Origin of the sequence: Streptomyces sp. SCSIO 75703, from assembly GCF_036607905.1 — a bacterium.
In the GTDB taxonomy this organism is placed as follows: Bacteria; Actinomycetota; Actinomycetes; order Streptomycetales; family Streptomycetaceae; genus Streptomyces.
The window spans coordinates 5,025,534-5,039,069 of sequence record NZ_CP144555.1; the positions used below are offsets into that span (position 1 = coordinate 5,025,534).

Here is a 13,536-nt window from a genome sequence, read left to right on the forward strand (position 1 = left end):
GGCCCGCTCCCCGCGGCGGTCCGGCGGAACCCGCGCGGCGCGGCGCCCCGCGGCGCCGCCCGGCCGCACGCCGCCCGCGTGCGGTCCGGACGGGGCACCGCGGCGACGCCCTACGCGGCGCGGGCCGTGGGCAGCGGTTCGGCCCGGTCCATCGGCCGGCCGGCGCCCAGGTCGGCCAGGATCGCCGCCGAGGCCCGGTGCGCCGAGTACAGCGCGCCCTGGACGGTGCTGGTGTCGCGGTGGTCGCCGCACACGTACAGCCCGGCCAGCAGCCGCACCGGGCGGCGCAGATCGTGCGGCGGGCGCATCACGGGCACGGCGTCGGCCGTGTGGTGGACGGCGAGGGTCTCCCAGCGCGTGGTGGGGGCGCCGTACAGCCGGGCGAGGTGCCCGCGCACGGCGTCGTCCACGTCCGCCGGGGGCGGCCCGAGCACCGTGGACGAGACCAGGGCACGCCCGGCCGGGGCGCGGGACGGGTCCACCTGGCTCACCACCGCCGTGTGGGCGACCGGCCCGCCGCGGTCCGCGTCCAGCAGCAGGGAGGTGCCGGTCGGCGGCGGGTCCTCCGTCGTGTGGTGCACCACCGTCACCGGGTGGAACTCCGGCACCCGCAGCCCCGGCAGCAGTTCGGCGGCGGCGCGGGCGTCGGTCGCCACCAGCACCGCGCGGCAGCGGAAGACGCCGTGCTCGGCGGTGGCCACGGCGTTGGTGGCGACCGAGGTGACCCGCACGCCGGTGTGCACGGTGCCCGGCGGCAGCGTCCGCGCCAGCAGCTCCGGCACGGCGTCCGCGCCGCCCTCCGGCAGCCACAGCCGCCCGCGCGCGAAGGAGCGCAGCGCGAGGTCGGCGCACCGGCTGGAGGTGGTCAGGTCCGGATCGCACAGCAGCGCGGCGAGCAGCGGGCGCAGGAATCCGCCGATCGTGCGGGTCGGCAGCCCGCGCAGCACCAGCGCCTCGGCCGCGGGCAGCTCCGGGCGGGCCAGCAGCCGTTCCACCGGGGTGCCGGCGAGCCGGGTGAGCGCGGCCCGCAGTCTCAGGGGCGCCACCAGACCGAGCGAGCGGGCCCGCGCCGGGCCGCCCTCGCCGCCCGGGGCGTCCGCCGGGAGCGGGACGAGGGGCGCCGGGGCGCTCGCGGACCGGGACGCGGCGCCGAGGGGGCCGGCGAGGACCCCCGAGGGCACCGGCCTCCCCGGCGCCGACCGGGGGGCGCTCGCCAAGGCCCGTACCGCATGGAGTGCGCCCCTTGCGCCCCCCGCGCCCGCGGGCGCGCCCGCGCGATGCCGGCGACCCTCGCTGTGCAGCAGGACCCCGGGGGCGTACGGGAGGAGCGTGAGGCCCTCCAGGCCCGGGGTGAGGGCGAGTTCGGGGTACGCGGCCGACAGGGGCCGGCCGATCCGGTCGAGCCGGAAACCGTCGACCTTCTCGGTCGCCATCCGGCCGCCCACCGTGTGGGACGCCTCCAGGACCGTCGTCGACACTCCTGCGCTGATCAGCCGATGCGCCGTGGCGAGTCCGGCGATCCCGGCCCCCACGACGACGACGTCCGCCTGGTACGCGGGCTCATGCACGTGCCCTCCTAGGGTGCGCGGCCGCTGGAGACGTCCTGCCCCCAACCGGCACGAGGGATACCCGAGTTCGTGACGAGCGTAGGGCCGCGGCGGCCCGGCGGGAGTCGCGCGGAGACAGGGCACGGTCGCACACCGGTCGCATGCCCGCCCGCCGCCGGGACCCCCGGCCGCGCCCCCGTGCCGCCCCCGGCGCGAAGCGCCTCGGCCGGGGCGGGCCGCGCGGCACGGGCCGGGGCTACACCGCCGCGCGGATCGCGCCGTCGATCTCCGGGAAGGCGAAGCGGAAGCCCGACTCCAGGAGGCGGGCGGGCAGGACGCGGGCGCTGCCCAGCACGTCGGCGGCGAGTTCGCCGAGGACGGCGCGCAGCACCGGCGCCGGGACCGGGAAGGGCGTGGGACGGTGCAGGACACGCCCCATCGCCCGGGTGACCTCGCGGTTCGTCACCGGGTGCGGGGCCGTGAGGTTGAACGGACCGGACAGGTCCGCGCGGTCCAGCAGGTGCCGCAGCGCGGCCACCTCGTCGTGCAGCGCCACGAACGACCAGTACTGCGAGCCGTCGCCCAGCCGCCCGCCGAGACCCGCCCGGAACAGCGGGAACAGCCGCCCCCACGCGCCCCCGGCCCGGCTGACCACCAGCCCCGTGCGGGCGAACACCGTGCGCACCCCCGCCTCCCGGGCCGGTGCCGCCGCGGCCTCCCAGGCCACGCAGAGCGAGGGCAGGAAGCCATCCCCGGCGGGGGCGCTCTCGTCGACGCTCCGCGCGCCGGTGTCGCCGTAGTAGCCGATCGCGCTGCCGTTCAGGAAGACGCGGGGGCGCACCGCCGGCTCCAGCGCGGCCAGCGCCTCGGCGAGCGCCGTCGTGCCGCCCACCCGGCTGCCGAGGAGACGCGCCTTGTACGCCTCCGTCCAGCGGTGGTCGCCGATCCCCGCCCCGGCCAGGTTGACCACCGCGTCAAGGCCGGCCAGGGCCGAGGCGTCCATCCGGCCGCTCTCGGGATCCCAGCGGAACTCGTCCGCCCCCCGGGGTTCACGACGCACCAGGCGCACCACCTCGTGCCCGTCCGCGACCAGCGACCGCACCAGTGCGCCGCCGATGACCCCGGACGCGCCGGCCACCACGATTCGGGAAGGTTCCATGCGCCCATCCTGCCGGGCGCCACCCGGAAAAAACCCGGCCGGCGCCCGGGACACGCGCCGTACAGTGACCGTCATGTCCGTACCGCACATACGCCGCGCCCGGCCACAGGACGAGGAGCCGCTGCGCCGCCTCGACCGCCTCACCTGGTCCCACCTGCACGCCGTCTCGCCGCCGCCCGGCCCCGACGAACCCTTCTTCCGCCCGACGTCCGGCCCCGACGACCACTTCGTCGCCGAACTCGACGGCGAGATCGTCGGCTACGTCCGGATCGGCTTCCCCACGGGACTCGCCTCCAACACGCACGTCCGCCAGATCCGCGGCCTCGCCGTCTGCGACGCCGCCCGCGGCAGGGGCGCCGGACGCGCCCTGGTCCGCGCCGCCGTCGAGGACGCCCGCCGGGCGGGCGCGCGCCGCATCACCCTGCGCGTCCTCGGCCACAACACCGCCGCGCGCAAGCTCTACGAGTCCGAGGGCTTCGTCGTCGAGGGCGTCCAGCCGGAGGAGTTCCTGCTCGGCGGGGAGTACGTCGACGACGTGCTGATGGGACGACCGCTCGTGTCCGCCCTCTGACGGGACCGTTCCACCGGGTGGCACAGCAGCGCTCGCCGCAGGACCCAAGCGGCCCGACAGTGGGACCATGCGTGTCTTCCGAGGATCGCGCGGGGCACGGAAACGGCGTTCCGCCCGCCTGTCCGGCGTGTCCCGGCTGCTGCTCGGCAGCCTCCCCGGCCTCGCCGCCGTCGCCGCCCTCTGGCTGTGCGCCGCGGGCGTGGAACGGGCCGTGTCCAGCCACGCCCGCGCCGCCGCGGCCCGTACGGCGGCGGCACGGGCCGCCACCGCCCACGCCGCCCCGCGCCCGGCCGTCGTGCCCCGCGCCCAGTGGCTGGGCGACGCCGCCCGCGACCAGCCCGAACCGCGCTACGACGACGCGGTCGTCGCCGTCTTCGTCCACCACACCGACACGCCGAACGCCTACGACTGCGCCGACGCGCCCGGGATCATCCGCGGCCTCTACGACGGCCAGACCGACGGCCGCGACTGGGACGACCTCGGCTACAACTTCGTCGTCGACCGCTGCGGCACCGTCTACGAGGGCCGCGCGGGCGGCATCGACCGGCCCGTCACCGGCGCCCACACCCAGGGCTTCAACCACCGCACCGCGGGCGTCGCCGCCCTCGGCACGTTCACCGAGGGCGTGCCGGTGCCGGACGCGCTGACCGAGGCGATCGCCGCGGTGGCGGCGTGGAAGCTGGGCGGCAGCGACACCGACCCGCGCACGCGCGTACGGCTCGTGTCCAGCAACGGTCACAGCCGGTACACGGCCGGGGACACCGCCACGCTGCCCGCCGTCGCGGGCCACGACGAGGGCTACCGGACCACGTGCCCCGGGGCCGCCCTCAGCGCCCGTCTGCCCGAGATCCGCGAGCGCGCGGCGCGGCTCCAGGGCCGCACCGGGGACGAGCGCCGGGTCCAGGAGGCGGGGAGCCCGTGAGGGGCGGGCACGGGGGCGGCGCGCCCGCGACGGGCGGGTGCGGGGCGGGCGCTCAGCCGGGGCCGAACCGTTCCCAGAGCCGGGGCAGCCGCCGGGCGAGTTCCCGCTCGTCCTCCAGGTCGAGGGGGGTGCCCAGCGGTTCGGCGGGCGCGGGCGCGATGCCCAGTTCGGGGGTGACGGCGCCGGTGAGCTGCTCGTACGCCTCGTCGGCGGCGTAGCCCAGGTCCTCGCCGTCGCCGTCCAGATCCTCGTCGAAGTCGTCCAGCAGCTCCGCGAGGGCGTCCGCGTCGTGCACCGCGCCCTCGTAGACCTCGCGGCCCTGGCCGATCAGCCAGCAGCGGAAGGAGTCGAACGCGTCCTCGTCGGCCTCGTCGAGCAGGACCCGGGCGGCGGCCCACAGGTCCCAGGTGAAGGCCCGGTTGCAGCGGGCCTCGAAGTGGCGGGCGAAGTCCAGCACCAGATCCGGGTCCTTCTCCAGGAGCCGGTCCACGAGCAGGTCGGCCTGTTCCTCGGGATCGCCGCCGGCAGCCTGGCGGGTGGCGTCGACCAGCTCCCAGAACTCCGTCTCGTCCATCACGGGTACAGCATCGGCCTTGCGCGCACCCCCCGCACGCGGAGCGCCCCCGGCGACCCGCCGGGCCGGCCACCGGCCGGCGGGGCGAGCCGCCGCCCGCTATTCCCCGTAGCGCCGCGACAACCGGCGGGCGTCCTCCGCGAAGCGGGCGCGCAGGGTGGCGGGGGAGAGGACCTCCGCCTCCGGGCCGAGGGCGCGGAGCTGGTCGTGCGCCACCTCCTCGGACTCGACCGCCAGGGTCACCGTCACCCAGCCCTCCGCGTCCGGCGCCCGCGCCGTCTCCAGGGCGTCCCGCGCGGCGACCGGGTCGACGGCGTGCGAGAGGCTCCGGACACCGCGCGGGGAGAGCCGCACCACCGCGCGGTCCCGCAGGATCGACCGGGCGAATCGTTCCGCCTGGTCGGCCCAGAAGGCGGGCAGGTCGAACTCCGCGTCCCGGCGGAACCGCCCCTCGCCCGCCTCCACCGCCGTGAACCGGTCGATCCGGTACACCCGGTACCCGCCCCGGCCGTCGCCCCCCGCATCCTCCCCGGCCTCACGGGCCTCACATGCCTCGCGTGCCTCGCGGACCTCATGGGTGTCATCGGCCTCACTGACCCCAACAGCCTCATGGGCTTCACTGGCCCCAGCAGCCTCATGGGCCCCAGCAGCCTCACGGGCCTCCTCGGTCCGCCCTGACACCCCCGGCAGGGCCCGCGCGCACAGGTACCAGACGCCCGCCTTCAGGACGAGCCCGTACGGCTCCAGGTCCCGCTCGGCTTCCTCCTCGCCGCGCCGGTAGCGGGCGCGCACCCGCCGGTCGTCCCAGACCGCGTCGGCGACGGCGGGCAGCAACGGGGGCGTGACGGGCTCGCGGAACCAGTTCGGCGCGTCCAGGTGGAAGCGCTGCGCCGCCGTCCGCGAGGCGTCACGCAGCGAGGGCAGCAGCGCCGCCGACACCTTGAGCCGGGCCGCCGACGCCGCGTCCTCCAGACCCATCTCGCGCAGCGCCCCCGGCACCCCCGACAGGAACAGCGCCTCGGCCTCGCCCCGGGCCAGCCCCGTCAGCCGGGTGCGGTAGCCGCCGACCAGCCGGTACCCGCCGGCCCGGCCGCGCTCGGCGTACACCGGCACGCCCGCCGCGGAGAGGGCCTGCGCGTCCCGGGCCACGGTCCGCTCCGACACCTCCAGTTCGCGGGCCAGTTCGGCGGCGGTCATGGACGGCCGGGACTGGAGCAGCAGCACCATGGTGATCAGGCGGGCAGCGCGCATGGTGCCCATCATGCAGGAGGCCCCCCGCCGGGGCGGGGGGCCTCCCACTGACCACGTGCTCCTGTTACAGGCCGTAGCGCTTTACAGGCCGTAGCGCTCGCGCGCCTCCTTCACGGCCGTCGCCTTGACCTCGCCCCGCCGGGCGAGCTGGGCGAGGGCCGCGACCACGATCGACTCGGCGTCGACGCCGAAGTGGCGGCGGGCCGCGTCACGGGTGTCCGACAGGCCGAAGCCGTCGGTGCCCAGCGAGGACCAGTCCTGCTCCACCCACTGCGCGATCTGGTCCGGGACCTGGCGCATGTAGTCGGAGACCGCGAGGACCGGGCCCTCGGCGCCGTGCAGCGCCTGCCGCACGAACGGCACCCGCTCCTCGCCGCGCAGCAGCGCCGCGTCGGCCTCCATCGCGTCCCGGCGCAGCTCCGTCCAGGAGGTCGCCGACCAGACGTCGGCGGCCACGCCCCACTCCTCGGCGAGCAGTCGCTGCGCGGCGAGCGCCCAGTGGATGGCGGTGCCGGAGCCGAGGAGCTGGATGCGCGGCGCGTTCGCCGCGGGGGTCAGACCCGCCGTCTCCGCCGTGTTGAAGCGGTACAGGCCCTTGACGATGCCCTCGTCGATGCCGGGGACGGCCGGCTTCGCCGGCTGCGGCAGCGGCTCGTTGTAGACCGTCAGGTAGTAGAAGACGTCCTGGTCCTCGCCCGGTGCCGCCGCGCCGTACATCCGGCGCAGGCCCTCCTTGACGACGGTCGCCAGCTCGAAGGCGAAGGCCGGGTCGTAGGAGAGGGCGGCCGGGTTGGTCGCCGCGATGGCGGGGGAGTGGCCGTCGGCGTGCTGGAGGCCCTCGCCGGTCAGCGTGGTCCGGCCGGCGGTCGCGCCGACCAGGAAGCCGCGGCCGAGCTGGTCGCCGAGCTGCCACATCTGGTCGGCGGTCCGCTGCCAGCCGAACATCGAGTAGAAGATGTAGAACGGGATCATCGGCTCGCCGTGCGTCGCGTACGACGTGGAGGCGGCGATGAAGTCGGCCATCGAACCGGCCTCGGTGATCCCCTCGTTGAGGATCTGGCCGTTGGTGGCCTCCTTGTAGTACATGAGCTGGTCGCGGTCGACCGGCTCGTACGTCTGGCCCATGGGCGAGTAGATGCCCAGCGAGGGGAAGAGGCTCTCCATGCCGAACGTGCGCGCCTCGTCCGGGACGATCGGCACCCAGCGGCGGCCGGTCTCCTTGTCGCGGACCAGGTCCTTGACCAGCCGGACGAACGCCATGGTGGTGGCGACCTTCTGCGCGCCGGAGCCCTTGTCGAAGGCGGCGAACGCCTTGTCGGCGGGGGCGGGCAGCGGCGCCACCGGGTGCACCCGGCGGGCCGGGGCCGGACCGCCGAGGGCGGCGCGGCGCTCCTGGAGGTAGCGGACCTCGGGGGAGTCGGCGCCCGGGTGGCCGTAGGGGACCACGCCGTCGGCGAAGTCACTGTCCTTGATCGGCAGGCCGAGGCGGTCGCGCATCGCCTTGAACTCGTCCGTGGACAGCTTCTTCATCTGGTGGTTCGCGTTCTTCGACGCGAAGCCCTCGCCGAGCGTGTGGCCCTTGACCGTCTGGGCCAGGATCACGGTCGGCGCGCCGCGGTGCGCCAGCGCGGCGCGGTAGGCGGCGTAGACCTTGCGCGACTCGTGGCCGCCGCGCGAGAAGTGGAAGCACTCGATGATCTTGTCGTCGGAGAGCAGCTTCGCCATCTCGGCGAGCGCCGGGTCCGCGCCGAAGAAGTCCTCGCGGATGTAGGCGGCGTCGCGCGTCTGGTACGTCTGCACCTGGGCGTCCGGCACCTCGCGCAGCCGGCGGACCAGCGCGCCCGTGGTGTCCAGGGCGAACAGCTCGTCCCAGGCGGTGCCCCAGAGCGTCTTGACGACGTTCCAGCCGGAGCCGCGGAACTGCGCCTCCAGCTCCTGCACGATCTTGAAGTTGGCGCGCACCGGCCCGTCGAGGCGCTGGAGGTTGCAGTTGACCACGAAGGTCAGGTTGTCCAGGCCCTCGCGGGCGGCGAGCGTGAGCGCGGTGGTCGACTCGGGCTCGTCCATCTCGCCGTCGCCGAGGAACGCCCATACGTGGGACCGCGACAGGTCCTTGATGCCGCGGCTGGTCAGGTAGCGGTTGAACCGCGCCTGGTAGACCGCGGAGATCGGGCCGAGGCCCATGGACACGGTCGGGAACTCCCACAGCCAGGGCAGCCGGCGCGGGTGCGGGTAGGAGGGCAGGCCGTCGCCGCCGGCCTCGCGGCGGAAGTTGTCCAGGTGCCGTTCGTCCAGCCGGCCGTCGAGGAACGCGCGGGCGTAGATGCCGGGCGAGGCGTGGCCCTGGATGTAGAGCTGGTCGCCCGAGCCGTCGGCCTCCTTGCCCTTGAAGAAGTGGTTGAAGCCGGTCTCGTAGAGCCAGGCCGCCGACGCGAAGGTGGCGATGTGGCCGCCGACGCCGTGCTCGCTGCCGCGGGTCACCATCGCCGCCGCGTTCCAGCGGTTCCAGGCGGTGATCCGGGCCTCCAGCTCCTCGTCGCCGTCCACCGGGGGCTCGGCGGCGGTGGGGATGGAGTTGACGTAGTCGGTATCCAGCAGCTTCGGCAGCGGGATGCCCGCGCCCTCGGCGTGCTCCAGGGTGCGGCGCATCAGGTACGCGGCACGGTGCGGCCCGGCCGCCTCGGTGACGGCGTCCAGCGAGGCCCGCCACTCGGCGGTCTCCTCGGGGTCGCGGTCGTGGAGCTGGTCGAGCGCGCTCGGCTGGATGGCGTTGGGGTCGGTCATGTCGCCGCCTTCCTCAGTCGAAGGGGGTTCCCTCAATAAGGGTTCGGGGGTGCCCTTGGTCTTTGGCAGGACAGGGCTGGGGCTCTGGTGGAAGCCCGTCGGTGACTGTAACTCGCTGATCGATGATCGATCAAAGGTTTGACGGTAAAACCTCTCGAACACGAGAAAGTCGGCACGGGGTGCCTTCGACGATGGCACGGGGTGACGCTTCTCGGTCGCTGTTTTCGCAGGTGGGCGCGGGTGCCGGGAGCCCGCCGACCGGGCCGGCTCAGAGCCGTCCGCCCGGCGTGCAGGGCCGCTGAGGGGACGGGCCCCGCGTCCCGGCGGCCGGGCGTTCGCACGCGGGGGGTGTTCGCCCCGCGCGGCCCGCCCCGCTTCCGGGCGGCCCGGCACCCGCGCCGGCCGTGGGGCTCAGGCGCGCGGCGCGCAGCCCAGGACGTGGGCCTTCACGATCTCCGCGATGCGCGGATCGCGGCGGCGGAAGGCGGCCACCAGCTCCTCGTGCTCCTCGGCGTACGACTGCTGCACCGTGCCCAGCCACCGGATCGACAGGGCCGTGAAGACCTCGATGCCCAGGCCCTCCCAGGTGTGCAGCAGCACCGCGTTGCCCGCCGCCCGCACCAGTTCGCGGTGGAAGGCCACCGTGTGCCGCACCTGGCCGGTGCCGTCGGCGACCCGGTCGGCCTCGTAGAGCGCGCTGACGTGCGGTTCCAGCGCCGAGCAGTCCCCGGCCAGCCGCTCCGCCGCCAGCTCGGCGGCGATCGCCTCCAGCCCGGCCCGGACCGGGTAGCTCTCCTCCAGGTCGGCGGCGCTGAGATTGCGCACCCGCACGCCCTTGTTGGGCGCCGACTCGATCAGCCGCAGGGACTCCAGTTCCCGCAGGGCCTCCCGCACGGGCGTCTGGCTGACCTCCAGCTCGGTGGCGATGCGCCGTTCCACGATCCGCTCGCCCGGCTGCCAGCGCCCGCTGATGATCCCTTCCAGGATGTGCTCGCGGATCTGTTCGCGCAGCGAGTGGACGACGGGGGCGGTCATGTGGGCTCCTTCGGGCGGGGCCTTGCGGCCCCCGGGGGCGTTCGACCTTTAGACAATACGGTGGCGGAGGCCCGGGGGAAGGGCGCACGAGGGGGCACCGGGGCAGGTGAGACGAGGCTTACACGGACGAAGGCGCCCCCGTCCGGAAACTCCGGGCGGGGGCGCCGTACGACCGTTCGGCCGGGTCGGGGACTACAGTCCCAGCTCGACCTCGAACTCGCCGGCCTCCAGGATCGCCTTGACCGCGGTCAGGTAGCGGGCGGCGTCGGCGCCGTCCACCAGACGGTGGTCGTAGGACAGGGTCAGGTACGTCATGTCGCGGACGCCGATGACCGTGCCCTCCTCCGTCTCGATGACGGCCGGACGCTTGACCGTGGCACCGATGCCGAGGATCGCGACCTGGCCCGGCGGCACGATGATCGTGTCGAAGAGCGCGCCGCGCGAACCGGTGTTGCTGATGGTGAAGGTCGCGCCGGACAGCTCGTCCGGGGTGATCTTGCTGGCGCGGACCTTGCCGGCCAGCTCCGCCGTGGCCTTGGAGATGCCGGCGATGTTGAGGTCACCGGCGTTCTTGATGACCGGGGTCATCAGGCCCTTCTCGGAGTCCACCGCGATCCCGACGTGCTCGGTGTCGAAGTAGGTGATGGTCCCCTCGGCCTCGTTGATCTTGGCGTTGATGGACGGGTGCGCCTTCAGCGCCTGGGCCGCGGCCTTCACGAAGAACGGCATCGGCGACAGCTTGACGCCCTCGCGGGCGGCGAACGCGTCCTTGGCCTGGGCACGCAGCCGCATCAGGCGCGTGACGTCGACCTCGACGACCGAGGAGAGCTGCGCCTGCTCGCGCAGCGCCTTGACCATGTTGTCGCCGATGACCTTGCGGATGCGCGGCATCTTGACGGTCTGGCCGCGCAGCGGCGACGCCTCCAGGACCGGGGTCCGCTTGGCGGCGGGCGCGGCGGCGGCCGGGGCGGCCTGGGCCGGAACGGCGGCCTTGGCGGCCTCCGCGGCGGCCAGGACGTCCTGCTTGCGGATGCGGCCGCCGACGCCGGTGCCCTTGACGGTGGTCAGGTCGACGCCGTTCTCGGCGGCGAGCTTGCGCACCAGCGGGGTGACGTAGGCGCCGTCGTCGGCCGGCTGGACCGCGGCCGGGGCGGCGGCGGGGGCCGGGGCGGCGACCGGGGCGGACGGCACCGGGTCGGGCGCCGGGGTGGTCTGCTGCTGCGGGGCCGGGACCGTCGGCGCCTGCGGGGCCGGAGCCGGGGCGGCCGGGGCGGCCGGGGCCGGGGCGGCGGCGGGCGCCGGGGCGGGCTGCGCCGGGGCCTCGGGGGCGGCCGGGGCGGCGGCGGGCGCGGCCGAGGCGTCGCCGATGACGGCCAGCTTGGCGCCGACCTCGGCGGTCTCGTCCTCGCCGACCACGATCTCCAGCAGGGTGCCGGCGGCGGGCGCCGGGATCTCGGTGTCGACCTTGTCGGTGGACACCTCCAGCAGCGGCTCGTCGGCCTCGACGCTGTCGCCGACCGACTTCAGCCAGCGGGTGACGGTGCCCTCGGTGACGGACTCGCCGAGCGCGGGCAGGACCACGTCCGTGCCCTGGGCCGAGGCGCCGCCCGCCGCGGCCTGGGCGGTGGGAGCGGGCGCCGGGGCGGCCTGCTCGGTGGAGGGAGCGGCCTGCGGCGCCGGCTCGGGCGCCGCGGGGGCGGCCGGCTCGGCGGCCGGGGCGGCCTCGGCCGCCGGGGCGCCGCTGCCGTCGTCGATCAGGGCCAGCTCGGCGCCGACCTCGACGGTCTCGTCCTCGGCGACCTTGATGGAGGACAGCACGCCGGAGGCGGGGGCCGGGATCTCGGTGTCGACCTTGTCGGTCGAGACCTCGAGCAACGGCTCGTCGGCCTCGACGCGCTCACCCTCGGCCTTCAGCCAGCGGGTGACAGTGCCCTCGGTGACGCTCTCGCCGAGCGCCGGAAGGGTTACGGAAACCGCCATGGTTTCGGTTGCTCCTTACGAATTGCGGAAGTCTGTGTCGTCGCGCCCCGTGACCGAGGGAGATCAGTCGTGGGAGTGCAGCGGCTTGCCGGCCAGCGCCAGGTGGGCCTCGCCCAGGGCCTCGTTCTGCGTCGGGTGGGCGTGGACGAGCTGCGCGACCTCGGCCGGCAGCGCCTCCCAGTTGTAGATGAGCTGGGCCTCTCCGACCTGCTCGCCCATGCGGTCGCCCACCATGTGGACGCCGACCACGGCACCGTCCTTGACCTGGACGAGCTTGATCTCGCCCGCGGTCTTCAGGATCTTGCTCTTGCCGTTGCCCGCCAGGTTGTACTTGACGGTGACGACCTTGTCCGCGCCGTAGACATCCTTGGCCTTGGCCTCGGTGATGCCGACGGAGGCGACCTCCGGGTGACAGTACGTCACGCGCGGCACGCCGTCGTAGTCGACCGGGACGGTCTTCAGGCCGGCGAGACGCTCGGCGACGAGGATGCCCTCGGCGAAACCGACGTGCGCGAGCTGGAGCGTGGGCACCAGGTCGCCGACGGCCGAGATGGTCGGCACGTTCGTCCGCATGTACTCGTCGACGAGGACGTAGCCGCGGTCCATGGCGACCCCGGCCTCCTCGTACCCCAGGCCCTGCGAGACCGGGCCGCGGCCGATGGCGACCAGCAGCACCTCGGCCTCGAACTCCTTGCCGTCGGCGAGGGTGACCTTGACGCCGTCCTGGGTGTACTCGGCCTTCTGGAAGAAGGTGCCCAGGTTGAACTTGATGCCGCGCTTGCGGAAGGCGCGCTCCAGCAGCTTGGAGCTGTTCTCGTCCTCGACCGGGACGAGGTGCTTGAGGCCCTCGACGATCGTGACGTCGGCGCCGAACGACTTCCACACCGAGGCGAACTCGACGCCGATGACACCGCCGCCCAGGATGATCGCGGACTTCGGCACGCGGTCCAGGACGAGGGCGTGGTCGGAGGAGATGATCCGGTTGCCGTCGATCTCCAGGCCGGGCAGCGACTTCGGCACGGAGCCGGTCGCCAGCAGCACGTGGCGGCCCTGGACGCGGCGGCCGTTGACGTCGACGGAGGTCGGGGAGGAGAGCCGGCCCTCACCCTCGATGTAGGTCACCTTGCGCGAGGCGATCAGACCCTGGAGGCCCTTGTACAGGCCCGAGACCACGTCGTCCTTGTACTTCTGGACGGCGGGCACGTCGATGCCCTCGTAGGAGGCCCGTACGCCGAACTGCTCGCTCTCGCGGGTCTGGTCGGCGACCTCGCCCGCGTGGAGCAGGGCCTTGGTGGGGATGCACCCCTTGTGCAGGCAGGTACCGCCGACCTTGTCCTTCTCGATCAGGGCGACGTCCAGGCCCAGCTGCGCCCCGCGCAGGGCCGCGGCGTAACCACCGCTGCCACCGCCGAGGATCACTAGGTCGAAAACGGTGCTGGCGTCGTTCGCCACGTCACGTCCTCCATGCATGTGCGCCACGCCGGTCTCCAGTGACCGGTCGGCGGCTGGTGTCCGGCCGCTCTTGCTCTCGGCCCTTCGGTGGGGGCCCTGTCCTGCCGAGCCCCATCTTCGCACTTGTCGGCGCCCCGCGAGACGCCGGGCCGGGGTGTGAGACGCCCCACGTTCACCTGAGAGGACCGGCCCGGGAGCGGACCCCGGGGGCGCGGGAAGCCGCGCAGTGGGTCACAACGGACCCCACCGCCAGGGCATTCC

At 74.7% G+C, this 13,536-nt stretch carries 10 protein-coding genes; 2 read left to right on the forward strand and 8 right to left on the reverse strand.

Going from position 1 to position 13,536, the window contains the following annotated elements; genetic code table 11:
- Positions 1-110: 110 nt before the first annotated feature.
- Together VM636_RS22075 and VM636_RS22080 are read right to left on the reverse strand one after the other, a co-directional pair.
- Positions 111-1,568: an NAD(P)/FAD-dependent oxidoreductase gene (locus VM636_RS22075; protein ID WP_053912574.1), complete on the reverse strand. Its 1,458-nt coding sequence runs from the start codon at positions 1,566-1,568 to the stop codon at positions 111-113.
- A 235-nt stretch (positions 1,569-1,803) separates the two neighbouring features.
- Positions 1,804-2,706, reverse strand: a complete 903-nt coding sequence (locus VM636_RS22080; RefSeq protein ID WP_030417760.1) for a TIGR01777 family oxidoreductase — start codon at positions 2,704-2,706, stop codon at positions 1,804-1,806.
- 73 nt (positions 2,707-2,779) lie between these two features.
- Between VM636_RS22080 and VM636_RS22085 the strand changes: the two genes are divergently transcribed.
- Together VM636_RS22085 and VM636_RS22090 are read left to right on the forward strand one after the other, a co-directional pair.
- Entirely contained in the window at positions 2,780-3,277 is a 498-nt protein-coding gene (locus VM636_RS22085) for a GNAT family N-acetyltransferase (RefSeq protein ID WP_053912692.1), read from the forward strand.
- A 67-nt stretch (positions 3,278-3,344) separates the two neighbouring features.
- Positions 3,345-4,199, forward strand: coding sequence for a peptidoglycan recognition protein (locus VM636_RS22090; protein ID WP_078962481.1), 855 nt, complete (start codon positions 3,345-3,347; stop codon positions 4,197-4,199).
- A gap of 52 nt (positions 4,200-4,251) precedes the next feature.
- Here the strand turns inward: VM636_RS22090 and VM636_RS22095 are convergent, their stop codons facing one another.
- The 6 genes from VM636_RS22095 to lpdA all read right to left on the reverse strand — a co-directional run bounded on the left by VM636_RS22095 (position 4,252) and on the right by lpdA (position 13,275).
- Entirely contained in the window at positions 4,252-4,773 is a 522-nt protein-coding gene (locus VM636_RS22095; RefSeq protein ID WP_053912575.1) for a DUF4240 domain-containing protein, read from the reverse strand.
- A gap of 99 nt (positions 4,774-4,872) precedes the next feature.
- Positions 4,873-6,024 carry a WYL domain-containing protein gene (locus tag VM636_RS22100; RefSeq protein WP_030417764.1) on the reverse strand — a complete coding sequence of 384 codons (1,152 nt, stop codon included), beginning with the start codon at positions 6,022-6,024 and terminating at the stop codon, positions 4,873-4,875.
- Positions 6,025-6,105: 81 nt separating this feature from the next.
- Positions 6,106-8,808, reverse strand: coding sequence for a pyruvate dehydrogenase (acetyl-transferring), homodimeric type (aceE, locus tag VM636_RS22105; protein ID WP_030417765.1), 2,703 nt, complete (start codon positions 8,806-8,808; stop codon positions 6,106-6,108).
- Positions 8,809-9,219: 411 nt separating this feature from the next.
- Positions 9,220-9,843, reverse strand: coding sequence for a GntR family transcriptional regulator (locus VM636_RS22110; protein ID WP_030417766.1), 624 nt, complete (start codon positions 9,841-9,843; stop codon positions 9,220-9,222).
- A gap of 192 nt (positions 9,844-10,035) precedes the next feature.
- Positions 10,036-11,823, reverse strand: a complete 1,788-nt coding sequence (sucB, locus tag VM636_RS22115; protein WP_053912576.1) for a 2-oxoglutarate dehydrogenase, E2 component, dihydrolipoamide succinyltransferase — start codon at positions 11,821-11,823, stop codon at positions 10,036-10,038.
- A 63-nt stretch (positions 11,824-11,886) separates the two neighbouring features.
- The gene (gene lpdA, locus VM636_RS22120; RefSeq protein WP_053912577.1) at positions 11,887-13,275 is read right to left on the reverse strand and encodes a dihydrolipoyl dehydrogenase; all 1,389 of its coding nucleotides are present in this window, start codon (positions 13,273-13,275) and stop codon (positions 11,887-11,889) included.
- Between the last annotated feature and the right edge of the window lie 261 nt (positions 13,276-13,536).

Excerpts from the sequence above, each read along its gene's own strand:
- VM636_RS22080 (WP_030417760.1), bottom strand. The coding sequence starts at position 2,706 with ATGGAACCTTCCCGAATCGTGGTGGCCGGCGCGTCCGGGGTCATCGGC.
- VM636_RS22085 (WP_053912692.1), top strand. The coding sequence starts at position 2,780 with ATGTCCGTACCGCACATACGCCGCGCCCGGCCACAGGACGAGGAGCCG.
- VM636_RS22090 (WP_078962481.1), top strand. The coding sequence starts at position 3,345 with ATGCGTGTCTTCCGAGGATCGCGCGGGGCACGGAAACGGCGTTCCGCC.
- VM636_RS22095 (WP_053912575.1), bottom strand. The coding sequence starts at position 4,773 with ATGGACGAGACGGAGTTCTGGGAGCTGGTCGACGCCACCCGCCAGGCT.
- VM636_RS22100 (WP_030417764.1), bottom strand. The coding sequence starts at position 6,024 with ATGCGCGCTGCCCGCCTGATCACCATGGTGCTGCTGCTCCAGTCCCGG.
- aceE (WP_030417765.1), bottom strand. The coding sequence starts at position 8,808 with ATGACCGACCCCAACGCCATCCAGCCGAGCGCGCTCGACCAGCTCCAC.
- VM636_RS22110 (WP_030417766.1), bottom strand. The coding sequence starts at position 9,843 with ATGACCGCCCCCGTCGTCCACTCGCTGCGCGAACAGATCCGCGAGCAC.
- sucB (WP_053912576.1), bottom strand. The coding sequence starts at position 11,823 with ATGGCGGTTTCCGTAACCCTTCCGGCGCTCGGCGAGAGCGTCACCGAG.